The sequence below is a fragment of the Nocardiopsis moroccensis genome (assembly GCF_055763695.1).
The window spans coordinates 1,375,616-1,398,004 of sequence record NZ_CP199747.1 but is presented as its reverse complement, the minus strand read 5'-3'; the positions used below and the strand labels follow the sequence as shown (position 1 = coordinate 1,398,004).

The window sequence follows — 22,389 nt, the reverse complement described above, 5'->3', positions numbered from 1 at the left end:
CAGCGATGACCGACACCAAGCCGACGGCCGGAAGCACGGCGCCCCGCCCCGTGGCGGCCGTGGACGCCCCAGTGCCCGAGAGGGCACCGCTGAGCACCGCAACGAAGACCCCACCCACCCGAACGGCGCGGGCCGTCCACGACCCCGGCCTGCCGCCGACGCTCACCCCGGCCCTGCTCCGACGGCTGACCGCGCGGGTCGCGGCCGCCCCGGACGCCGCACGGGCCACCACCAACGCCCCCTACACCGGGGCCCCGCTGGCAGACCTGCCGGTCTCGGTGCCCGAGGACGTCGAGGCGGCGTTCGCGCGGGCCCGTGACGCCCAGAAGGCCTGGTCCGCCACACCCGTGTCCGAGCGCAGGAGGATCATGCTGCGCTTCCACGACCTGGTCATCGCACGCCGGGACGAGGCACTGGACCTGATGCAGGCCGAGAACGGCAAGACCCGCCGCGATTCGTTCCTGGAGGTCAGCGACATCGCGATCACCGCCCGGTACTACGGGCGCGGGGCGGCCCGTCTGCTGGCGCCCAAGCGCCGCCGCGGCGCGATCCCGCTGTTGACCCACACCACAGAGCTGCGCCACCCCAAGGGCGTCGTGGCCGTCATCTCACCGTGGAACTACCCGCTGAGCATGGCCGCGGGTGACGCGATCCCCGCGCTCATGGCGGGCAACGCCGTTGTGCACAAGCCCGACACCCAGACCGCCCTCACCGCGTTGTGGGCGCTGGACCTGATGCACGAGGCCGGGCTGCCGGAGGGCGTGTGGCAGATGGTGGTCGGTCGCGGGAGCTCCATCGGTGGCGCGCTCATGGACAACGCCGACTACATGATGTTCACCGGCTCCACCACCAGCGGGCGCCGGATCGCCCGCGGCGCGGGTGAGCGCCTGATCGGCGCCTCCCTGGAGCTGGGCGGCAAGAACGCCATGGTCGTGCTGGAGGACGCCGACGTCGACCGCGCGGTGGAGGGGGCGATCACCGCGGCGTTCCCGTCGGCCGGTCAGCTGTGCGTGTCCATCGAGCGGATGTACGTGGCCGACGCGGTCTACGACCGCTTCGTCGCCGCGTTCGCCGCACGTACCAGGGCGCTGCGGGTGGGAGCCGGGTACGACTTCGACTACGACGTCGGCAGCCTCACCACCCCGGCCCAGCTGGCCACGGTCACCGCGCACGTGGCGGATGCCGTCGCCAAGGGCGCGACCGTGCTGGCGGGCGGCGAGGCGAGACCGGACCTGGGACCGCTGTTCCACGAGCCGACCGTCCTCACCGGTGTCACCCCGGACATGACGCTGTACGGCCACGAGACCTTCGGGCCGGTCGTGTCGGTCTACCGGTACCGGGACGTCGATGAGGCGGTCGCCCTCGCCAACGCCACCCCATACGGGCTCAACGCCAGTGTGTGGTCCCGCGACGGCGCCCGCGGGCGGGCGGTGGCCGCCCGTCTGCACGCCGGGACGGTCAACGTCAACGAGGCCTTCGCCGCCGCCTGGGGCAGCATCGACGCCCCGATGGGCGGCATGGGCGACTCGGGTCTGGGCCGCCGCCACGGCGCCGACGGCCTGCTCAAGTACACCGAGCCCCAGACCATCGCCCAGCAGCGGCTGCTGGGGTTCGCTCCGCCCGCCGGCGTGTCCTACCGGACCTGGGCGCAGGGGGTGACGGTCGCGCTGAAGCTGATGAAGCGCGCGGGCATGCGCTGAGACGCCGAGCGGGCGGCACGGACCCGGGGCGGGGTCGGTGCCGCCCGCCTCATGTCCGGGCCACGGACGCCGAGGCGGCGAAGAACGCCCGGACGGTGCCCCGGACCCGGTCGGCGACGGTCTCGGGGTCGGTGGCGTCGAGTTTGCCGTCCAGGTGGAGGAACGCCAGGCCGTGGACGAAGGACCACACCGCGGTGGAGAGCGCCTCGGTGTCGACGCCGGGGAAGACACCGCGGACGATGTCGTGGACGTACTCCCAGATGGCGGCGGTCGCCTGGACCCGTTCCTCGTTGTCCGGGTCGCAGGGTTCGGCGAACATCGCCCGGAAGAGCGCTGGGCGCTCCAGCGCGAAGCGGACATAGGCGATGGCGATCCCGGCCAGATCGTCGGGGGTTTCGGGTGAGGGGTGCGCAGCGGCCAGGTGTTCGGCGAGCTCCCGGTATCCCTCGGCGGCCACCGCGGAGACGAGTGCCTCACGGTCCGAGAAGTGACGGTAGGGGGCCGTCGGTGACACCCCGGCCCGCCGCGCCACCGCGCGCAAGGACAGCGCGGCTCCGCCGTCCTCTTCGAGCAGGCTCCGGGCCGCGCGCAGGCAGGCGGCGCGCAGGTCGCCGTGGTGGTAGTTGCTGTTCGCTTGCGGCACGGATCACACTCCCCAATGTTGGCAGTGCTCACATTCTCCCTCTAATGTGAGCAATGCATACATTGTAGCGGATTCGAAAGAGAGAGCTGTTCCGATGACTGACGGATTGTACTCACCTCTGCACCTGCCCTCAGGAGCGGTTCTGGGCAACCGGATCGCCAAGGCCGCCATGGAGGAGAACATGGCGGGCGAGGGACAACTGCCCGACCACCGACTGCTGGAGCTGTACCGGCGCTGGTCCGCGGGTGGCACCGGCCTGCTGATCACCGGCAACGTCATGGTGCACGCCGAGGCGCTGACCGGGCCCGCCGGCGTCGTGCTCGACGAAGCAGCACCCCTGGAACCGTTCGCCGCGTGGGCCGAGTCCGCAAGGTCCGGTGGCTCCGCGGTGTGGATGCAGATCAACCACCCCGGCCGCCAGATCCAGTCCGACATGCCCGGCGTCGTGTGGGGCCCCTCCGACGTCGGCGTCGACCTGGGCAGACACAGCAGCCGCTTCGGCCGCCCGGTCGCCATGACCCCCGAGCAGATCGAGGCCACCGTGGCCCGCTTCGCGACCACCGCCGCGCGTGCCGAGCAGGCCGGGTTCGACGGTGTGGAGATTCACGCCGCGCACGGCTACCTGCTGTCGCAGTTCCTGTCCCCACTGGTCAACCAGCGCACCGACGCCTGGGGCGGATCGCTGGAGAACCGGGCCAGGATGCTGCTGGACGTGGTCCGCGCCGTGCGCGCCGCCGTCGCCCCGAACTTCGCCGTGGCGGTCAAGCTCAACTCGGCGGACTTCCAGCGCGGCGGCTTCGACGCCGACGACGCCCGCCAGGTGATCGCGATGCTCGAACCGCTCGGCGTGGACCTGGTCGAGCTGTCCGGTGGCAGCTACGAGAGCCCGGCGATGAGCGGCCGTGCCGCCGACTCCCGCACCCAGGCCCGCGAGGCCTACTTCCTGGACCTGGCCCGGGAGCTGGTGGCGAGCAGCCCGCTGCCGCTCATGCTCACCGGCGGCATCACCCGGCGCGAGACCGCCGAGCAGGTCCTGGCCAGCGGAGTCGCGGTCGTGGGGATGGGCACCGCACTCTCGGTCGCCCCGGATCTGCCCCGCCGCTGGCGCGACGGCCGCGAGGCCGACCGGCAGATGCGGCCTGTCACCTGGGAGGACAAGGCTCTGGCCTCAGCTGCGAGCATGGCGCAGGTCCGCCACCAGCTGCGTCGCATCGCCCGGGGCAAGGCCCCCAGGCCCGGGACCCACCCGGCCTACGCCCTGGCCGGCGAACAGATCCGCCAGCGCCGTGCCCTACGCCGCTACCGCACCTGGCTGTCCGCACCGCGGAGCGCGACGACTCGGGCGAGTCGGTGACAAGCGAGGGTCAGCGCACCTCTCCCGAGGACCCCTCGGTGATGTCGGCGACCAGCCGTTCGGCCAGCCTTTCCGAGGACTGCGGGTTCTGCCCGGTGTAGAGGTTGCCGTCGACCACGATGTAGGGGCGCAGTGGGATCAGCCCCTTGACGTACTCGACGCCCGCTTCCTTGAGCCGGTCCTCCAGCAGCCACGGAGCCTTCCTGGCGAACCGGTTGAGGAGCTCCTCCCGGTTGGACAGCCCGGTCATCCGACGGCCCGCAAAGGGTGAGGTGCCCTCCGGGCCGGTCGTGGCCAGGATCGCCGCAGGGGCGTGGCACAGCAGTGCGAGCGGGCGATCCGAGGCCAACCGTTCTCTCAACAGGGCGCCGGAAGTCCTGTCGTAGGCCAGGTCCTCCATGGGCCCGTGGCCGCCAGGGTAGAAGAGCAGGTCGAAGTCGGCGGCGTCGACGGAGTCGAGCGCCGCCGGGTGGGCAAGGGCGTCCTGAATGCCGTCCAGGTAGGCCTTCACCGTGCGGCGCTTGCCCGGGGTCCCACCGGCCAGGCCCAGGCTGAGGCGGTCCAGGGTCGGGGCCCTGCCACCGGGGGTCGCGATCGTGATGTCCCATCCGGCCTTGGCGAAGATCCTGTGCGGCACAGCGACCTCCTCGGCCCAGTAGCCCGAGGGATGGACCGTTCCGTCGTTCAGCGTCCAGCGGTCGGCGGCGGTGATCACGTAGAGCACGCTCGTCATCGTCATTCCCCCTCCGACCCACCGGTGTTTGCGGTGCTCACATTAGCTCTACGGCCATCACCGGTCAACGGTGGCGCATCCGCGCCACGCGACGTGCGGCAGATTGCCGACCGTCAACCACGCCGCGATCTAATGTTGACACTGCATACTTGCGCGCCTAATGTAAGCACCGCACACATTGAATCGTCCCAGCCACACGAACGGAGAGGTCATGAAGGCGATCACGATCAAGGAGTTCGGCGGCCCCGAGGTACTGGAGTGGACCGAGGTCGAGGACCCGGTGCCCGCACCCGGAGAGGTCGTCGTCGACGTGGCGGCCACCGCCCTCAACCGGGCCGACGCCGTCCAGCGGATCGGCCTCTACCCCGTACCCGAGGGCGCCTCCCCCTACCCGGGTCTGGAGGTTTCCGGCCGCATCAGCGCCCTCGGCGAAGGCGTGACCGGGTGGAAGGTCGGCGACGAGGTCGCCGCGCTGCTCACCGGGGGCGGCTACGCGCAAAAGGTCGCCGTTCCCGCAGGCCAGCTGCTCACGGTCCCGCAGGGGGTGGGCCTGGTCGAGGCCGCGGCCCTGCCCGAGGCGGTCACCACGGTGTGGTCCAACGTCTTCATGACCGCCGCACTGAAGGAGGGGGAGACCTTCCTCGTGCACGGCGGGGCGGGCGGGATCGGCACCATGGCGATCCAGATCGCCAAGGCGCGGGGCGCCCGGGTGGTCACCACCGTCGGCGGCGACGAGCAGGCGGCCCGGGTACGTGAACTGGGCGCCGACCTGACCATCGACTACCGCACGGAGGACTTCGCCGAGCACGGCCCCTACGACGTCGTCCTCGACATCATCGGCGGCCAGAACCTGGAACGCAATGTCCGGTCACTGGCCACCGACGGACGCCTGGTCATCATCGGCCTCCAGTCCGGTCTGGAGGCCCCGCTCAACCTCGCCGACATGCTGTTCAAGCGGTTGTCGGTATTCGGCACCACCCTGCGCTCCCGGCCGTTGGAGCAGAAGGCCGCCATCGTGGCCGGCGTCCAGAAGGAGATCTGGCCGCTGGTCGGCAGCGGAGCCGTCAAGCCCGTCATCGAGCGCTCCCTGCCCATGTCCGAAGCGGCCGAGGCGCACCGGATCCTGGAGGAGGGCGGCCACTTCGGCAAGATCCTGCTGGTCGACGAGTAGAAACCGGTCGGCCCGGGGCGGAACGGCCCCGGGCCGCCGCAGGTCCGCGTTCCTGCTCTCCGGCACCGAAGGGCTGTTCCTGCCCGAGGCCTTCCCCGGTGTCGGCGAGGACGGGGCCCGCCCTCGCCGACGGCCCGATCAGCGCACGGACGCCCCGGAGCGCTGACCGGCCTGCTGACGCGGCACGGCCGACCGGGTGCCCAGCACGTCGGCCAGGAAGTCCGTCGCCAGCAGCAGCGCGGCCTTGTTCGCATGGGTGTCGCGCATGCTGTCGACCATCATGAAGTCGTGGATCATCCCCTGGAAACGGACCGCCGTCACCGGCACACCCGCCTCCCGCAACCGGTTCGCGTACGCTTCGCCCTCGTCGCGCAGCACGTCCGCCTCACCGTTGAGCACCATCGCCGGAGGCAGACCGCGCAACTGCTCCAGTGACGCCCGCAGCGGCGAGGCGTAGATCTGCGCCCGCTGCTCGGGGTCGGTCGTGTACTGGTCCCAGAACCAGATCATGCCGTCCCGGTTGAGGAAGTACCCGGTGGCGAACTCGTGGTAGGACTCGGTGTCGAAGTCGGCATTGGTCACCGGGTACAGCAGCGCCTGCCCCTTGAGCTCCACATCCCCGCGGTCCTTGCACATCAGCGCCAGCACAGCGGACATGTTGCCGCCCACCGAGTCCCCGCACACCGCCATGCGCGAGCCGTCCAGGTCCTTCTCCGCCCCGTGTTCGACCACCCACCGGGCCACCGCGTAGTTCTGCTCGATCGCCGTGGGGTACTTGGCCTCCGGCGCCCGGTCGTACTCGGGGAAGACCACCGCGGCCCCGGTACGCACCGCCAGCTCCCGCACCAAACGGTCATGGGTGTTGGCGCTACCGAACACCCAGCCAGCTCCGTGGATGTAGTAGATCACCGGCAGGACCCCGGTCGCCCCGGCCGGGCGCACGATCCGCACGGGCACCTGCCCGGTGGGGCCGCCCTCCACGGTGATCCACTCGTCGCTGATCTCGGGCTTGGGCACGCCCTCACCGCTCTGGACGCCCTCCAGGATCTCCCGGCCCTGCTCAGGCGGGAGCTGGTAGATGAAGGGCTCGTTCGCGTTGGCGTCGGCGAACTCCTGGGCTGCCTGCTCCAGGACCACCTTGTTCTCGGACATGTCTGCTTCCCTGTTTCAGTCGGCGTTGCGCGGGAGCGAATCTCGATCGCCCGGGGAGGCACCCGCCGACCATGTCCGGAACATGCGGAAGAATCCAGGTATGTCACTCCCTGGGAGTCGGCACCGGGCACCACCTGCCACAGGACTTTCCGACGGCACCGCGATGGAAACCGGCTTTCCCGGAACCTGACCCGATCCAGGCCCTGAAACAACCTTCACTGCCTGGGTGCGCACCGCGGCCAGCCGGGCGGAGAAACACGGTGACCCTGAGTTCCGCCAGGCTGCTGGAACGGTCCCGGTAGCCGGCGGTCATCATCGCGCGCCGCGACCAGGAGGGACCAGGGCGCGCCGAGCTGAGCCCGGTGGGAACCCCACTGACCACAGCCTGGGCCGACTGGTTCCCGAAGGAGCTACCTCGGGCCTCCGGCACCGCCCGGGGAGGGCTCAGACCCCGGCTGGCCTGCGGGACCGCAGATGGGACCAGGTGAGTTCGGTGACGTGCCCGGCCATGGCGTCGGGGGTCTCGTCGGGGTGGTCCAACAACCAGTCCGCGAAGGCGTCGGCGGTGCTCACCGCGACGCGGGCCAGCAGTTGGGCGTCCCGGGGCGCGAGGGCCTCGTAGTCGCCCCGGGTACAGGCCGTGATCAGCTCGGCGACCTCGGCGGTGACACGGTCGCGCACCCGGATGGTCTCACCCTCGAAGGGTGCGCCCTGCACAGCCGCCCGCCGGTAGAGAACGGTCCAACTCTCCCGATGGGCCACCACGAAGGTGAAGAAGGCCTGCATCCCCCGGCGCAGCGGGTCATCCCCCGGAGACGCCGAAGGATCGTGCACGGCGTCCCGGACCGCGTCGATGAGCCGTTCCATCTCCCGACGCACACAGGCGGTGAAAATCCCTTCCTTGGAACCGAGGTAGTGGTAAACGGTCGGCTTGGAGGTTCCGGCCGCCTGCGCGATCTCCTCCACGCTGACCGTGTGGTAATCACCGCGGGAGAACGCGAGGACGGCGGCGTCGATCAGCTGCTGTTCCCTGACACGACGCGGGAGTCTGCGCTGTTTGGTCTTCACGGAAACGACCCTATGGGGCTCGGGGACTTTCACCAGGGACCGAGGACACGAGTTCTCCCGTCCGCCGTGCGCGTTTGTCCGCGGTAGCGCTCGTGACCTGTGGCTACCATTCCCGCCCCGGAACGGGTACGTGTCCTTTCCCACACCGGAGGAGGTTTGCGCGGGCGGATACCGCACGGGAGTGCGTGGAATCCGCCCGCGTACTGTCACACGGGTGAGCCCCTCAGTTCGAGGGTGCAGCACTTGGCCCCGCCGCCCGCCTTGCGCAGTTCGTCGAGCTCCACCGGGTGCACCACCATGCCCAGTGCGCGCAGCCGGTCGGCGAGTCCGGTCGCCTCGGCGGCGAGCACGACGTTGCGGCCGTCGCAGACCGCGTTGAGGCCGAGGACCGCAGCGTCCTCCTCGGTGGCCAGGAGCGCGTCGGGGTAGAGGGAACGCAGCACCCGGCGACTGCCCTCGGAGAAGGCCCCGGGGTAGTAGGCGACCTGGTTCCCGGAGAGCGCGAACAGTGCGGTGTCCAGGTGGTAGAAGCGCGGATCGACCAGTTGCAGGGTGACGACCGGGCGCCCCAGGAGGCGTTCGGCCTCCTGGTGGGCCGCGGCCTCCGTGCGAAAGCCCGTGGCGGCGAGGATCACGTCGTCGAGGGTGATGAAGTCGCCCTCGCCCTCGTTGACGTGTTTGGGGTCCAGGACCTCGGTGTAACCGGCCTTGCGGAACCAGTCCAGGTAGGCCGGCCCCTCCGGGGTGCGTTCGGCGCTGGCGAACCGGGCACCGTAGACGCGCCCGTCCACGACCAGCGCCCCGTTGGCCGCGAAGACCATGTCGGGCAGTCCTTCGATCGGCGCGATCTCGCTGACCCGGTGGCCCAGGGACAGGTAGAGGTCCCGGAGCCCCGCCCACTGGCGGATCGCGCGTTCGCGGTCCACGCCCGCGGCCGGATCCATCCAAGGGTTGATCGCGTATTCCACCGCGAAGTAGGTGGGACGGCACATCAGATAGTGCCGCGGCATCGCCGCGGGCGCCGAACCGACGGGTCGAACCATGGAACCTCCCCGTTGAGGTGCGCCGGAAGCCGAACGGCCCGTGGTGGTACAGGCATTTACCACCGCGGTTTCCAGGCGGATAAAAGTGGGATACCCGTGCCGGAGGCCCGCCAATATAGGCTTTTCCATAAAGTGGGCCCGCCCCGGGCGGAGGAAGGCAGACGGAAAAGGGCGCGCGGGGACGGTTCACCGGGGCGCTCCGCGGGAGCCTGCGCCGACAGGCCGGCCGGGCGCGGCGGGGGCCGACGGGGGCCGACGGGGGCCAGCGAGGGCCAGCGAGGGCCGGAACGGTTCGGGCGTTCGCCCCGGCGGGTCGTCGCTGGTCCGGAGGCAGGCGAGCGCTCTGCGCCGGAACCCGCGGCGCGGGCCCGGATCCACCTCCCCGGACCGATGATCCGGCAACCCCGCACTACCAACCGACCGGACGGTATTGCTAGGGTCGCGGCAGTTCCGCGATTGGAGACCTCCTCATGAGTACGACCGTCAAGGCAGCCGTCTTCCACGAGACCGACGCACCCCCCGAGATCCGCGAGGTCGTCCTGCCCGACCCCGGTCCGGGCGAGGTGAGGGTGCGGATGGTCGCGGCGGGCGTGTGCCACTCCGACCTCTCCCTGGCCAACGGAACCCTCGCCCAGCCCTGGCCCGCGGTCCTGGGCCACGAGGGAACGGGCACCGTCGAGGCGATCGGCCCGGGCGTCACCGAGTTCGCGCCCGGCCAACAGGTCATCCTGAACTGGGCGCCGCCCTGCCGTGCGTGCTGGTTCTGTGAGCAGGGCGAACCCTACCTGTGCGAGCACGCCCTCGACCGGATGCTCTCCCCCTACGCCGAACTCACCGACGGCACCCCGGTCCACCCGGGGCTGAACACCGGCGCCTTCGCCGAGGCCACGATCGTTCCGACCAGCGCGCTCGTCCCGCTGCCGGACGGGATCGACCTGGCGGTCGCGGCGATGCTGGGCTGCGCGGCGATCACCGGATGGGGCGCCGTCAACAACGCCGCCAAGCTGCGGGCGGGCCAGTCCGCTCTGGTGCTGGGGCTGGGCGGGGTGGGCCTGTCCCTCCTCCAGGCCGCCCGGATGGCGGGGGCCGACCCGCTGATCGCGGTCGACGTCTCCGCGGAGAAGGAGGAGCTGGCCCGTTCCCTGGGCGCCACCGAGTTCCTGGTCTCCGACCCGAAGGTACACAGGTCGGTGCGCAAACTGACCGACGGGCGGGGGGTCGACCACGCCTTCGAGGTGGTCGGCAAGGCCCAGGTGGTGCGTACCGCGTGGAACTCGTCCCGCCGGGGCGGCACCGTGACGGTGGTGGGGTTGGGCTCGAAGAAGGACGAGGTCTCCTTCAACTCCCTGGAGCTGTTCCACCAGGCACGCACGCTCCAGGGATGCGTCTACGGTTCCAGCGACCCGGCCCGGGACATCCCGGTGCTCGCCGAGGCGGTCCGTGCGGGGGAGCTGAAGCTCGCCGCAATGATCACCGACGAGATCTCGCTGGAGGGCGTCCCCGAGGCCTTCGAGCGCATGCGTCAGGGCAAGGGCGGCAGGTCGCTGGTGCGCTTCGGCGCCTGATCCGGCGGCACCGACAAGGACGCACACACGAGGCCCCGGAACCTCTTGGGTTCAAGGGGCCTCGACGTGCGCCCCCGCGCCGGGGAGCGGACTCAGCGGCCGGGGCGCTCGACCGGGTTGCCGTCGGCGTCGAGCACGGTCACCTCGAGCGGCGGCAGCGGCCGGGAGACCCGTGGGACCGGCATGCCGGTCATGGCACGCTCCGCCCCCAGTGCAACCGCCCCGTAGGAGCCCCAGACCAGGAGCGGGACCAGCAGCGAACCGGGGAGCACCGTCGCGTAGAGGAACAGCCCCAGGGCGGTCAGGCAGGACATCACCAGGATCTGGCCCCCGCCGTGCCCCACGGACTGCCAGCCGCCCAGCAGGCCGAGGACGACGACGGCCGGCATCGGCTCGGTGAGTGTGGCCAGCAGCGGGAAGAGGACCACGTACACCACGAGGACCTGGGAGAACACGTTCAGGGCGAAGACCAGGGCCCGTACCCGGTGTTCGCGCAGGTCCCTGGGGAGCAGCAGGAACTGGTCGCGGTCGGTTCCGGCCGGCACCACACCCGAGCGCAGGTACCGCAGCACTCGCAGGTTCGCCCTGACCAGCACGGCGAGGAAGTACACGAAGCCCGCAGCGAGGCCCGCCGCCAGGAGCACCAGCCCGGGAGAGCCCCTGTCGGCGAAGGTGAGCGGAGCCAGACCGATGTCGGCCGGTGTCACCGCCGCGGCCGTCCCGACGAAGGCCATCACCAGCAGGACCTCCGTGAGGACGCACCAGCCGGACCAGTGCAGCGCCATACGGTGCGCCTTCGCGCGTTCGTCCTCGAGGAGCAGCTCCTGGAAGCGGGAGTTCCACGACCGCAGCAGCGGAGGCGCGAACACCTGGTAGAGGAGGAGTGCCAGGCCGATCCAGGCGGCCACCGGACCGAGGTCGAGGGTCGGGGGATGGAAGTACACGGGGGACTCTTTCTCGGAGGAACACACTGTGACCTGCGATGACCGTGGGGAGCGGGGCCACGGGGTCGCAGCAGCGAGATTCTGTCCGATCCGCACTCTTTTGTCACACTCTGACAAACGATGTGGCGCGCAACACACACCGCTCTTGCCGTCGGCGGCACGCGGGTGCACAGTCGTCACCATCGCGCACACCGTGCCCGCGCCGGGCGCGGACGACCCCCGAGGAGAACCGCATGGGTACCGGAGTCGACCAGGCCGACGCCATCGTCGTCGGCGCAGGGCTGGCCGGACTGGCAGCGGCGGCGGAACTGGCCGACGCGGGCAAACGGGTGATCCTGCTGGACCAGGAACCCGAGCAGTCCCTGGGCGGACAGGCGTTCTGGTCCTTCGGCGGGCTGTTCTTCGTCGACTCGCCCGAACAGCGCCGCATGGGCATCAAGGACTCCAGGGAACTGGCCCTCCAGGACTGGATGGGCACCGCCGCCTTCGACCGCCCCGAGGACGAGTGGCCGCGCAGGTGGGCCGAGGCCTACGTGGACTTCGCCGCCGGGGAGAAGTACTCCTGGCTGCGCCGGCAGGGCCTCAAGCTCTTCCCCATCGTGGGCTGGGCCGAGCGCGGCGGCTACCTCGCCGACGGGCACGGCAACTCCGTGCCCCGCTTCCACATCACCTGGGGGACCGGCCCCGGCGTGGTCGAGCCCTTCGAGCGCCGGGTCCGCGCCGCGGCCGAGCGCGGCCTGGTCTCCCTGCGCTTCCGGCACCGGGTGGACGAGCTCGTCGTGACCGACGGAACGGTCACCGGCGTGCGCGGCACGGTGCTGGCGCCGAGCGACATCGAACGGGGACAGGCCAGCAACCGGGACGCCGCGGGCGAGTTCGAGGTCGGCGCGCAGACCGTCATCGTGACCTCCGGTGGCATCGGCGCCAACCACGACCTGGTGCGCCGGAACTGGCCCGAACGGCTGGGCACCGCGCCCGAGCACATGCTCTCGGGTGTGCCCGCCCACGTGGACGGCCGGATGCTCGGCATCACCGAGCGGGCCGGCGGCGAGATCATCAACCGCGACCGGATGTGGCACTACACCGAGGGCATCCAGAACTGGGACCCGATCTGGGCCGGGCACGGCATCCGGATCCTGCCCGGCCCCTCGTCCCTGTGGCTGGACGCGACCGGCAAACGGCTGCCCGCCCCGTACTTCCCGGGCTTCGACACCCTGGGGACCCTGGACCACATCATGAGGAGCGGGCACGAGTACACGTGGTTCGTGCTCTCACAGAAGATCATCGAGAAGGAGTTCGGCCTCTCCGGCTCCGAGCAGAACCCCGACCTGACCGGCAAGGACCTCAAGCTGGTCCTCCAGCGGGTGCTGCCCGGCGCCCCCGGACCGGTGGAGGCCTTCAAGCAGCACGGGGCCGACTTCGTGGTCGCGGACAGGCTGCCCGAACTGATCCGCAGGATGAAGGAGATCTCCGGAGACGACGCGCTCGACGCCGACACCGTGACCCGCGAGGTGGTGGCCCGCGACCGGGAGATGGCCAACACCTTCACCAAGGACCTCCAGGTCATGGCGATCCACGGGGCCCGCAACTACAGGGGCGACCGGATCGCCCGGGTGGCGGCCCCGCACCAGATCCTCGACCCGAAGTCGGGCCCGCTGATCGCGGTGCGCCTGCACATCCTGACCCGCAAGACGCTGGGCGGCCTGCACACCGACCTGGACGCGCGGGTACTGCGCGCCGACGGCACCCCGCTGCCCGGGTTGTACGCGGCCGGCGAGGTCGCCGGGTTCGGCGGCGGCGGCGTGCACGGCTACCGCTCCCTGGAGGGCACCTTCCTGGGCGGCTGCATCTTCTCCGGCCGTACCGCGGGCCGGGCCGCCGCGGCCGCTCTGGGTTAGGGCTGACGGGGGCGGGGGCGCGTGCGCCCGCCAGTTACGGGCATCCCCGGAAGACGAACGATGTGGGCACTTACTCGCGAATTTCGTCATTTCCAACCCGCGCGCCCCGGAGCCCCGACACGCTGTTCTCCATGTGATCGAGGAGGCAGGATGAGTGTCATGACTACCGGCAAAACGGACCTGGAACCGGCACCGCTCACCGTGGACGACCTGCAACGCACGCCGGACGACGGACGGCGCTACGAGCTGGTCGACGGGAGGCTTGACGTGTCTCCCGCTCCCGTCAGCTTCCACACTCTCGTCACCGGGCGTCTCACCACTCATCTCAGCAACTGTGCTCCCACAGGAGTCCTGGTCATGGACGGCCCTGGTGTCACTCTCAACCCGGAGCGAACGCGTCACCGCATCCCCGACGTCGCCGTGATCAGGAACCAGGACTTCCAGATGCCGTACACGACCAAACCTCCGCTACTGGCTGTGGAGGTGGTCTCCCCCGAGAGTGTTCTGCGGGACCACCACACCAAACGCCGCGAGTACGCGGAGTTCGGGATCCCCTCGTACTGGCTGATCACCCCGGACCGAGACGAACCGAGCATCATCGAGCTGCGGTTGAAGAACGGCGAGTACACCGAGGTGGCCGCAGCCTTCGGGGCGGCGGTACTGGACACCGAGCTGCCCTTCCCGGTGCGCGTCGCACCTCAGTGGCTACTGCGACTGGACGGCGACTGGCGTCAGCACATCGGCGGCCCGGAGGGGGCGAGGAGGGAAGAGGAAGCGGAGCAGCCGGAGAGCGACGCGTAGGCCCCCGACACGACGGCGCGGAGCCGGGTGCCCCCTTCGGGTACCCGGCTCCCGCACGTTCTCGGGGTCATTCCTGCGCGCTTCCCGTCTCCCCGGCGTCCTCTCCGGGGTCGGGACCGGTTCTGCGGGGCCTGCCCCTGCGGGGGATGTCCCCCGCCTCCTTGGGCATCCGCCCCGCCTCGTCCAGGGCACGGCGCAGGAGGAACTCGATCTGGGCGTTGGTACTACGCAACTCGTGCCCGGCCCAGCGCGCGATCGCGTCGTGGACGGCGGGGTCGAGCCGCAGCAGTACCTTCTTGCGCTCGGGCACGTCACCTCACCCGGATCTACTGGTAGAGGGTCCCGGTGTTGACGACGGGACTGGCGGGGCGGTCCGAGCACAGCACCACGAGCAGGTTGCTGACCATGGCTGCCTTGCGCTCCTCGTCGAGGTCCACCACGTTCTCGTCCGCCAGGCGCTCCAGGGCCCGGTCGACCAGGCTGACGGCGCCCTCCACGATCTCGGCGCGGGCCGCGATCATGGCGCTGGCCTGCTGGCGCTGCAGCATGGCCTGGGCGATCTCGGGGGCGTAGGCCAGGTGGGTGAACCGGGACTCCACGATCTTCACGCCCGCCGCGTCGACCCGCTCGGCGACCTCCTTGGACAGCTGTTCGGTGATGGCGTCGGCGCTGTCGCGCAGTGACGGAGCGGCCTCGTCGCCGTAGGAGTCGTAGGGGTACTTGCCCGCGATGTGCCGGACCGCGGCCTCGGTCTGGGTGGAGACGAACTGGATGAAGTCGTCCACCTCGAAGGAGGCCCGGGCGGTGTCCTCCACCTGCCAGACGACGACGGCCGCGATCTCGATCGGACTGCCGGAGGCGTCGTTGACCTTCATGACGGAGGTCTCGTGGTTACGGATCCTGGTGGAGATCGCGTTGCGCACGGTCAGCGGGTTGACCCAGCGCAGACCGTCGGTGCGGATGGTTCCGACGTAACGGCCGAAGAACTGGACGACCTGGGCCTCGTTGGGCGCGACCATGGTCAGCCCGATCGAGAGCACGAGGCCGGCGGCGGCGATCACGACACCCACGGCGATCAGCGCTCCGGGAAACCCGATCAGCGGCAGGAGGGCGATCCCGCCGCCGCCGAGGAACAGTACGACGGCCACCGCGAACACGGGGATCCCGCCGTAGCCGAAGGCCGCGCGCTCCCGGTACTGCGGTGCGGGTCTGGTGACACTGGGGGTGTCGCTCATCGGTTTTCCGCCCTCCTGGGCTGCCGCTCTTTCAGGTGATGACTTGAGCATAGCATTGTGATATCACTTTTAATAGGCACCCCGCCCCCGGGGCCACCGACCGAGAGGAGACGTCGACCCGATGAACACCGACGCCCCACGCCTGCGCCCGCCCAACCACCGTGTGGACCGACGCGCCGTCTGGTGGTGGACGACCCGGTCCCTCGCGGTGACGGTCGTCCTCACCGTCGTACCCGTGGTGCCCGCGCTGATCTGGGAGCCGGTGCGTCCGTGGTTCCTGCTCGCCGCCGGGATCCTGGGCGGGGTCGGGCTCCTGATCACCTTGGCGATGCCGCAGTGGCGTTTCCGCGTCCACCGCTGGGAGATCACCGACACCGCCGTCTACACCGCCAGCGGGTGGCTCTGGCAGGAGTGGCGGGTCGCCCCGATGTCGCGCATCCAGACCGTCGACACCGCGCGCGGCCCCCTGCAGAGAGTGTTCGGGCTGTCGAGCGTGACCGTGACGACCGCGTCCGCCGCCGGCCCCATCGAGATCAGCGGCCTGGACCACACGTTGGCTACCGAGGTCGCCGACCAGCTCACCGACAGCACCGAGGCGATCCCGGGGGACGCGACATGACCTCCCACGACGACCGCCGCCCGGACGGGGAACAGCACGACGAGGAACAGCACGGGGAGCTCCCGCACGGACAGAACCGGCAGCCCGGCCAGGAGCAGGGCGAGGAGGTCCGGTGGGAGGGCCTGAGCACGCTCAGCGTGTGGGCCAGCACCGTGGTCGTGGCACTGTTCATGGTGCCCGCCGCGATCGTCGGGACCGTCGTCCTGTTCGTCGTGGACGTCTCGAACCTGTGGGCGCTGCTGCCCCTCCCCGCGACCCTGGCCTTCATCGCCCTGATGACCTACCTCGACCTGCTCCGGCTCCGCGCCACCCGGTACCGGGTCACCCCCGAACGCATGGAGATGCGCTCGGGGATCATCGCCAAGGCCTACCGTTCCATCCCCCGGGAACGCGTGCGCAGCGTGGACGTGGCCGCACCGATCTACGTGCGGATCTTCGGCCTGTGCTCGGTGACCGTGGGAACCGGCGAGTCGGCCGGTGCGGGCGGTACCGACCAGCTCCAGCTGCTCTACGTCACGGCGGAACAGGGTGAGCGGCTGCGCCGCGAGCTCCTGCGCCGGACCGCACCGGCCGCGGGCTCCCCGGACGGCGGGGAGGGCACCGGCGACGAGGAGACCGAGGACGACGGGACCGAACTGGTCAGGCTGAACCCGCGCTGGTTCGCCTACGCGCCCGCCACCACCGCGACCCTCGGTGTCGGGCTCGGTGTGATCGCCGCCCTGATCGGCCTCAACGCGCAGACCGGCGGCCACGGCTGGCAGTGGATCTCCGAACAGGCCGGCCTGCCCAGCGCCCAGGAGATGTCCAGCTTCGTGATGGGCCGGCTGCTGGTGGTCCTGCCCGTCGCCCTGCTCGGTCTGCTGCTGTCCGGGGTGGTCGTCCTGGTCGCCACCGCGGTGGAGACCTGGTGGGACTACCGGCTCGTCCGCGAGCAGGACGGCACGGTGCGGCTGCGCCGGGGGCTGCTGACCAGTGTGTCCCTGTCGGTGGAGGGCCGCCGTCTCAACGGTGTGGTCCTGCGCGAACCGTTCGTGCTGCGCTCGGTGGGCGGGGCGTCCATCAGGGCGGTGGCGACGGGCCTGTCCGCGGGTGACGCGCAGAAGACCGAGGCCAAGAGCCGCCTGTCCCCCGCGATGCCGGTCAGGCGCGCCCGCGAACTGGGGGCGGCCCTGATGCGCGAGCCCGACTCCGCCCTGGACGTGCCGTTGGCCCGGCACCCGAAGGCGGCACTACGCCGCAGGTTCACCCGTGCCGCACTCGCCTCCGTGGTCCTCCTGGCTCTGGCCGGGGTGCTCGCGTGGGCGCAACAGCTCGCCACGGAGTCCTGGTGGGACGTCCTCCAGGAGGCGGAGGCGGAGTTCATGCCGGTGCCGTTGATCTCCCCCAGCGCCGAGGCCACCCCGGGCTGGGGATGGATCGCGGTGGCGCTGCTGGGCGTCGTGGCGGCTTTCTGGTACGCGGTCGGTTCCTATCGGGGCCTGGCCCACGGCCTGCACCCCGGGTACCTGGTGGTGCGCAAGGGTATGGCGGTCCGGGACACGGTCACCCTGGAGCGTTCGTCGGTGATCGGCTGGCGGGTCACGCGCTCACCGTTCCAGCGCAGGCTCGGCCTGGCCGACGTGTCGGCGACCACGGCGTCCGGAGAGGGGCTGTACACCGCCCAGGACGTGGGCCTGGGCCAGGGGCTGGCCTGGGCGGACGAGGCCGTCCCCGAACTCCTCGCGCCGTTCCTGGTCCGTGATCAGGGGTCCTCGGAGCCCGAGCGCCCCTCCGCCCTCCCCTAGGGGTTCGCCGACCCGCGGTCGGCGCCCCTCTTCCCCGGGGCGTCGGCCGGGCCGGTCGGTACGGGTCCGGCTCCCGCCCGGGCCGCGGACCGGGCGGGAGGACCGGCTAGGGAACCGGCTTGTCGAAGATGGGTTCGCCGTCCACGCGCAGGCCGCTGGTGTGGGTGAGCGCCATCTCCACCATCGGGTAGACCTCGAACAGGCGCCGCATCCCGAGGGCGTCCAGGACCCGTTCGGCGATGGGTGCCGGCTCGGCGAGGACCACGTGGCGGCCCTGCCGGGTCAGGACCTGGTAGACCGAGACCAGGGCGCGCACTCCGCTCGCGTCGAAGAAGCCGAGACCGGACATGTCCACGATCAGGCAGTCGCACCGGGACGCCTCCGCGGCCTGGAGCAACCGGTCACGCAGGTGGTCGGCGGTGGCCAGGTCCACTTCGCCGTGAACGCGCACCACCGTCGCTCCCGTACAGGGAAAACGTTCCTGGGCCGAGAACAGGGCATCCTTCGCCACTCGGGCCACCTCTCACCGGACGTAACCTTTCCACTACGCAACCGCGTACGAGATCGTAACCTCTCCGGGTAGGTTCCGGGAGGCCCTCCATGAGAAAAACCCTCGAATCCTCGCGGGTGTGGCCTCAAGGACACCTCGGCGTCACCCTCCTCGGCCTTCGACCGTGATCTCGCGCGGGCCCCGCCCGGGGCCCGCCCTCTTCTCTCGGACACTCCCGGAGAGGCACCCGCACCGTGCTTTCCGCGCGCCGGTGCGGTAGAAGCGGTACTTGGACACCCGTGTGACGGTCGGTGTGCCACCGCCCCCCACGGGGTACGGGGTCCGCCGCCCCCATGGACACGCAGAGAGCGAAGGGAGGGAGCGGCCCGCCCGCTGCCCCGTGCAACCGGACGGCCGCGAACCCGATGACCGAAACCGCCGACACCCAGCCCGGCTGGTTCTCCTCCGCGGAGTTGGAGAGCGTCCGCGCCCGCATACCCGTGCTCTACGTCCAGGCGGTACCCGTCCGAGTGGACGAGGCCGGTTCGGTCACCCACGTGGGGCTGCTGATGCGAGCCGACCCCGACGGCACCTTCAACCGTTCGGTGGTCTCCGGGCGGGTGCTGTACCACGAGCGGGTCCGGGACGCGCTCCTGCGCCATCTGGAGAAGGATCTGGGACCGGTCGCCCTGCCCCGCATCCCCAGTTCCCCCCAGCCCTTCACCGTCGCCGAGTACTTCCCCACCCCGGGCGTGACCCCGTTCCATGACCCCCGCCAGCACGCTGTGGCCATGGCCTACGTCGTCCCGGTGAGCGGTGACTGCCAGCCCCGCCAGGACGCCCTGGACCTGGTGTGGTTCACCCCGGAGGAGGCCACCAGCCCGCAGGTGCGCGCGGAGATGCCCGGCGGTCAGGGCGTGCTGGTCCGCCAGGCGCTCGCCTACGTCGGCCACGCCCCCTGACCGGACGCGTTCCCCGGCGGGGCTCCCCCGCCGGGGTCTCCCCCACCGCGTGTCCAGGCTCCGGGGCGCGTTGCGCGGACACGTGCCGCGCTCGCGGCGGGCGGAACCCACCGAACACGCCCTAGGCTGGAGACCATGCTCGAATCCCTCGTCGCCGACGCCCTCGCCCTGGTGCCGCCGGAGCGTCCCTGCGACGGCCCCGGGCGCGTGGTACTCGGACTGGCCGGCGCTCCCGCGGCCGGAAAGTCCACCCTCGCCCGTTACCTGGTGCACGCGGTCGACGAGCGTTCTGAGCCGGGGACGGCCGGATACCTGCCCATGGACGGGTTCCACCTGTCCAACGCCCAACTGGACCGGTTGGGCCGCCGGGACCGCAAGGGCGCCCCCGACACCTTCGACGCACACGGCTACCTGACGATGGTGCGGCGGCTGCTGACCGAGACCGACCATCCGGTCTACGTGCCCGACTACGACCGCAGGCTGCACGAGCCGATCGCCGCCCAGCACGTGGTCGAGCCGCACACCCGGCTGATCGTGACCGAGGGCAACTACCTGGCCGGCGACGAGGAGCCGTGGTCCCGGGTCCGCGGCCTCCTGGGCGAGCTGTGGTACGTCGAGACCGAGGACCGGGTGCGCGAACAGCGCCTGCGCCGACGCCAGATGGCGGGCGGCGCGAGCGTGAGCGCCGCCAAGGAGTGGGTCGAGCGCAGCGACCGGCCCAACGGGGAGTTCGTGAAGGGGTCCAGGAACAACTGCACCCGGATCGTCCGGGTCAGCGGGGTCCCGCGGCTCGGATCCGGGGACCGCTACTCCGCGCGCTGAACTCCGCGCGCCGTCCCTGCTTGCGCACCGGACGCGGGACGGGCCGGGGATCCGCCGGAGAACTGTTCCCGCGCGGCACGCGTCTACCCACGTGATGCGGTCGTCGCCCACGGCCGACACCGCGTTCACCCCTGTACCCCGGCCGTACTGCCGACCCCCGCGAGGAGTCTCCATGTCCCACCCCCGCCCGTCCGATCACCGATGCCTTCCGCCGGCCGGGAGTCTGCCCCTGGTGTTGGGCGCCGCCGCCGTGTCACTGACCCTGGTCGGCTGCTCCTACCTGCCCGAGAGCCTCGGCGGCTCCGCGGCGGGGGACGGCGCACAGGAGAACACGGAGAACACCGAGGCCACCGAGCAGACGGAGCAGGCCCCGCACGACCCGGCCGACGCCGAGAGCAGCATCCGCGCGGCGGTGGAGCACATCGAGACCGCCGACGACTACGAGACCTTCGTCAGGCTGGAGCACGAGAGCGGCGACCCCTTCAAGACCCGCGGGGGGAGGCAGCGGTACACGAACACCCCCGAGGAGGTCGTGTACTCCCAGTTGGGCGGCGAGGGGATGTTGAACGCCGTGTACTACACCAACTCCGAGCACACCCTGTGGGCGATCGGCGACGGCCTCCTCGCGGAGGTCGCCGATCCCACCCCCGCAGACCGGTTCATGGCCGACTCCGCGGTGGGCGCCGCGGGCCTGTCCCAGATCCTGGCGACCTCCACGGATCTGGTCCACGGCGGCGAGGGCGAGGTCGATCTGGACTACCCGGCGAGGAACGAGGACGGTAGTCACGACTCGGTCCAGGAGACCCTGCCGGCCCACAGCTACAGCGGCACCTTCACCTCCACCGTCCCGGAGTTCGCCGCCTCGGGCGACTCCTACGCCCTCGAGTTGGCGGAGTACCCCGACTCCCCGTTCACCCTGTGGCTGGACGAGGAGGGGGTCCCGGTGCTGTTGGAGCACACCAGCGGCGAGTACACCCACTCGCTCACCTTCGTCAGCATCAACGAGGGTCTGGAGCTGACGATGCCCGCTCCCGGCGACCTCGCCAACCCGTAACCGCAGCCGTGCGCCGGACGCCGTGACGCCTGGCGAAGCGCCGGGCGACCCAGCGGGCCAGCGCCAGGTACTGGTCGGGCTGCCCCTGCCCGCCGTTCAAGCCGCTGTAGGCGGAGGCGACGACGAACTCCTTGTACCGGGCGGCCGACCGCCCGGTGAGGACGAGGCGGGCCGGGGAATCGTCGGCGCGTACGAACTGGACGAGTCCGTCGCGGCGGCCCAGGCTCACGCACTGGAACAGGTAACCGTACGGCGGGAGTTCGGGGGCGTGCCCGGCCACGCGCGCGGTGACCGCGTCCGCGGCGGTCCACCCCATGGGCAGCCCCATGGCGCAGGACATCCGCTGGGGTCGGCCGCCCACTCCGGGTGCGTGCGCGGCGTCTCCCACCACGTACACATCGGGGTGGGAGACCGAGCGTCGGAAGCCGTCGACCACGGCGCGACCCTGCCCGTCCACCGTGAGTCCGGCCGCGGCGGCCAGGCCCGCGACCCCGAAGCCCGCGTTCCAGACCACGAGCTGCGCCCCGACCCGGGAGCCGTCGGCCAGTAGGAGGCCGTCAGCGTCCACCTCGGCCACACGGGCGTGTTCGCGGACACCGACCCCCAGCCTGCGCAGGACCCGGCGGACGTGGGCGCGGCCGCGCGGACCGGCCCCGTCGGCGACCCGGCCACCGGTGACCAGTTCGACGCGCAGGTCGGGACGGCTCTCGGCGAGTTCGGTGGCCACCTCGAGGCCGGTGAACCCGCCGCCCACCACGGCGACGGTTCGGGGTTCCTCCTCGCGTACCCGCCGTTCCAGGGCGCGGGCGGCCTCCAGCGAGGCCGTGTCGTGGGCGTGTTCGGCGACACCCGGCACCCCGTCCCGCGCGGCATCGCTGCCGAGGGCGTAGACGAGTGTGTCGTAGCCCAGGTCGCGATCCCCGCGCCCGGTACGCACCCGGACCGTGCGCCGTCCGGTGTCCAGCTCCTCGACCGCGCCGACGACCAGCTCGATCCCGGTGCCGTCGAGGGAGGCGGCCAGGGGGTGCACGCCGACGTCCTGGCCGACGGCGACCTGGTGGAGCCGGACGCGTTCGACGAAGTGGGGGGCCGCGTTGACCAGGGTGATACGGGCGTCGAGCCGGTCGCGGCGGATGTTGCGGGCGGCCCGTCCGGCCGCGGCCAGGCCCGCGTAGCCCGCCCCGAGCACCAGGATCTCGTGTGTCATGGGTGGTCCTTTCCTTTGGGCGTTCGGTCCATCTGACGGATCGGACGCCCGCAAACGTGACACCGCTGCCGCGAGGGGCCCGGGGAGGGCCGGAACCCTGGGCCGGTGAACAGCCCGGGACGCCGGGGCGTCCTGACCGTGCAC

Annotated in this window: 21 protein-coding genes; 11 read left to right on the top strand and 10 right to left on the bottom strand. The window is 71.2% G+C overall.

What is annotated here, in order from left to right; all coding sequences use genetic code 11:
* The first annotated feature begins 5 nt into the window (after positions 1-5).
* Complete coding sequence (locus ACUKCB_RS05845) at positions 6-1,700, top strand: succinic semialdehyde dehydrogenase (protein WP_473039441.1); 1,695 nt, start codon at positions 6-8, stop codon at positions 1,698-1,700.
* Positions 1,701-1,749: 49 nt separating this feature from the next.
* Here the strand turns inward: ACUKCB_RS05845 and ACUKCB_RS05840 are convergent, their stop codons facing one another.
* Complete coding sequence (locus ACUKCB_RS05840) at positions 1,750-2,343, bottom strand: TetR/AcrR family transcriptional regulator (protein ID WP_473039440.1); 594 nt, start codon at positions 2,341-2,343, stop codon at positions 1,750-1,752.
* 94 nt (positions 2,344-2,437) lie between these two features.
* Between ACUKCB_RS05840 and ACUKCB_RS05835 the strand changes: the two genes are divergently transcribed.
* A complete protein-coding gene (locus tag ACUKCB_RS05835) occupies positions 2,438-3,697 on the top strand; it encodes an NADH:flavin oxidoreductase/NADH oxidase family protein (protein ID WP_473039438.1) in 1,260 nt (419 codons plus the stop codon).
* Between the two features lie 10 nt (positions 3,698-3,707).
* Here ACUKCB_RS05835 and ACUKCB_RS05830 read toward each other — a convergent pair whose 3' ends face one another.
* Positions 3,708-4,436 (bottom strand): type 1 glutamine amidotransferase domain-containing protein, encoded by a 729-nt coding sequence (locus ACUKCB_RS05830; RefSeq protein ID WP_473039437.1) that lies wholly within the window; start codon positions 4,434-4,436, stop codon positions 3,708-3,710.
* A 205-nt stretch (positions 4,437-4,641) separates the two neighbouring features.
* On the opposite strand from ACUKCB_RS05830, the gene ACUKCB_RS05825 reads away from it, so the two are divergent.
* Positions 4,642-5,601 carry an NAD(P)H-quinone oxidoreductase gene (locus tag ACUKCB_RS05825; RefSeq protein WP_473039436.1) on the top strand — a complete coding sequence of 320 codons (960 nt, stop codon included), beginning with the start codon at positions 4,642-4,644 and terminating at the stop codon, positions 5,599-5,601.
* A gap of 138 nt (positions 5,602-5,739) precedes the next feature.
* Here ACUKCB_RS05825 and ACUKCB_RS05820 read toward each other — a convergent pair whose 3' ends face one another.
* The 3 genes from ACUKCB_RS05820 to ddaH all read right to left on the bottom strand — a co-directional run bounded on the left by ACUKCB_RS05820 (position 5,740) and on the right by ddaH (position 8,864).
* Positions 5,740-6,753 carry an alpha/beta hydrolase gene (locus ACUKCB_RS05820; RefSeq protein WP_473039435.1) on the bottom strand — a complete coding sequence of 338 codons (1,014 nt, stop codon included), beginning with the start codon at positions 6,751-6,753 and terminating at the stop codon, positions 5,740-5,742.
* Positions 6,754-7,197: 444 nt separating this feature from the next.
* Positions 7,198-7,821: a TetR/AcrR family transcriptional regulator gene (locus ACUKCB_RS05815; RefSeq protein ID WP_473039434.1), complete on the bottom strand. Its 624-nt coding sequence runs from the start codon at positions 7,819-7,821 to the stop codon at positions 7,198-7,200.
* Between the two features lie 206 nt (positions 7,822-8,027).
* Positions 8,028-8,864: a dimethylargininase gene (gene ddaH, locus ACUKCB_RS05810; RefSeq protein ID WP_473039433.1), complete on the bottom strand. Its 837-nt coding sequence runs from the start codon at positions 8,862-8,864 to the stop codon at positions 8,028-8,030.
* A 470-nt stretch (positions 8,865-9,334) separates the two neighbouring features.
* On the opposite strand from ddaH, the gene ACUKCB_RS05805 reads away from it, so the two are divergent.
* Entirely contained in the window at positions 9,335-10,429 is a 1,095-nt protein-coding gene (locus ACUKCB_RS05805; RefSeq protein ID WP_473039432.1) for a Zn-dependent alcohol dehydrogenase, read from the top strand.
* A gap of 92 nt (positions 10,430-10,521) precedes the next feature.
* Here ACUKCB_RS05805 and ACUKCB_RS05800 read toward each other — a convergent pair whose 3' ends face one another.
* Positions 10,522-11,373 (bottom strand): hypothetical protein, encoded by an 852-nt coding sequence (locus tag ACUKCB_RS05800; protein WP_473039431.1) that lies wholly within the window; start codon positions 11,371-11,373, stop codon positions 10,522-10,524.
* Between the two features lie 233 nt (positions 11,374-11,606).
* Between ACUKCB_RS05800 and ACUKCB_RS05795 the strand changes: the two genes are divergently transcribed.
* Both ACUKCB_RS05795 and ACUKCB_RS05790 read left to right on the top strand, forming a co-directional pair.
* A complete protein-coding gene (locus ACUKCB_RS05795; RefSeq protein ID WP_473039430.1) occupies positions 11,607-13,271 on the top strand; it encodes an FAD-binding dehydrogenase in 1,665 nt (554 codons plus the stop codon).
* 150 nt (positions 13,272-13,421) lie between these two features.
* Positions 13,422-14,072, top strand: coding sequence for a Uma2 family endonuclease (locus ACUKCB_RS05790; RefSeq protein ID WP_473039428.1), 651 nt, complete (start codon positions 13,422-13,424; stop codon positions 14,070-14,072).
* A 67-nt stretch (positions 14,073-14,139) separates the two neighbouring features.
* Here ACUKCB_RS05790 and ACUKCB_RS05785 read toward each other — a convergent pair whose 3' ends face one another.
* Both ACUKCB_RS05785 and ACUKCB_RS05780 read right to left on the bottom strand, forming a co-directional pair.
* Complete coding sequence (locus ACUKCB_RS05785; protein WP_473039426.1) at positions 14,140-14,382, bottom strand: type II toxin-antitoxin system antitoxin; 243 nt, start codon at positions 14,380-14,382, stop codon at positions 14,140-14,142.
* Positions 14,383-14,398: 16 nt separating this feature from the next.
* Entirely contained in the window at positions 14,399-15,307 is a 909-nt protein-coding gene (locus ACUKCB_RS05780) for an SPFH domain-containing protein (RefSeq protein ID WP_191269523.1), read from the bottom strand.
* Positions 15,308-15,428: 121 nt separating this feature from the next.
* Between ACUKCB_RS05780 and ACUKCB_RS05775 the strand changes: the two genes are divergently transcribed.
* Both ACUKCB_RS05775 and ACUKCB_RS05770 read left to right on the top strand, forming a co-directional pair.
* Positions 15,429-15,926, top strand: a complete 498-nt coding sequence (locus tag ACUKCB_RS05775) for a PH domain-containing protein (RefSeq protein ID WP_473039425.1) — start codon at positions 15,429-15,431, stop codon at positions 15,924-15,926.
* On the top strand, positions 15,923-17,710 hold the full coding sequence (locus ACUKCB_RS05770; protein WP_473039424.1) for a PH domain-containing protein: 1,788 nt from the start codon (positions 15,923-15,925) through the stop codon (positions 17,708-17,710). Before ACUKCB_RS05775 ends, ACUKCB_RS05770 begins: the two co-directional genes overlap by 4 nt.
* Before the next feature lie 106 nt (positions 17,711-17,816).
* Here ACUKCB_RS05770 and ACUKCB_RS05765 read toward each other — a convergent pair whose 3' ends face one another.
* Complete coding sequence (locus tag ACUKCB_RS05765) at positions 17,817-18,221, bottom strand: STAS domain-containing protein (protein ID WP_191269502.1); 405 nt, start codon at positions 18,219-18,221, stop codon at positions 17,817-17,819.
* 404 nt (positions 18,222-18,625) lie between these two features.
* On the opposite strand from ACUKCB_RS05765, the gene ACUKCB_RS05760 reads away from it, so the two are divergent.
* The 3 genes from ACUKCB_RS05760 (at position 18,626) to ACUKCB_RS05750 (ending at position 21,038) form a co-directional block, all read left to right on the top strand.
* The gene (locus ACUKCB_RS05760; protein ID WP_191269500.1) at positions 18,626-19,162 is read left to right on the top strand and encodes an NUDIX hydrolase family protein; all 537 of its coding nucleotides are present in this window, start codon (positions 18,626-18,628) and stop codon (positions 19,160-19,162) included.
* Between the two features lie 135 nt (positions 19,163-19,297).
* Positions 19,298-19,984, top strand: a complete 687-nt coding sequence (locus tag ACUKCB_RS05755; protein WP_473039423.1) for a nucleoside/nucleotide kinase family protein — start codon at positions 19,298-19,300, stop codon at positions 19,982-19,984.
* 172 nt (positions 19,985-20,156) lie between these two features.
* A complete protein-coding gene (locus tag ACUKCB_RS05750) occupies positions 20,157-21,038 on the top strand; it encodes a hypothetical protein (RefSeq protein ID WP_473039422.1) in 882 nt (293 codons plus the stop codon).
* On the opposite strand, the gene ACUKCB_RS05745 is transcribed toward ACUKCB_RS05750, so the two are convergent.
* Positions 20,983-22,245 carry an NAD(P)/FAD-dependent oxidoreductase gene (locus ACUKCB_RS05745; protein ID WP_473039421.1) on the bottom strand — a complete coding sequence of 421 codons (1,263 nt, stop codon included), beginning with the start codon at positions 22,243-22,245 and terminating at the stop codon, positions 20,983-20,985. The two genes, ACUKCB_RS05750 and ACUKCB_RS05745, sit on opposite strands and share 56 nt — an antisense overlap.
* Between the last annotated feature and the right edge of the window lie 144 nt (positions 22,246-22,389).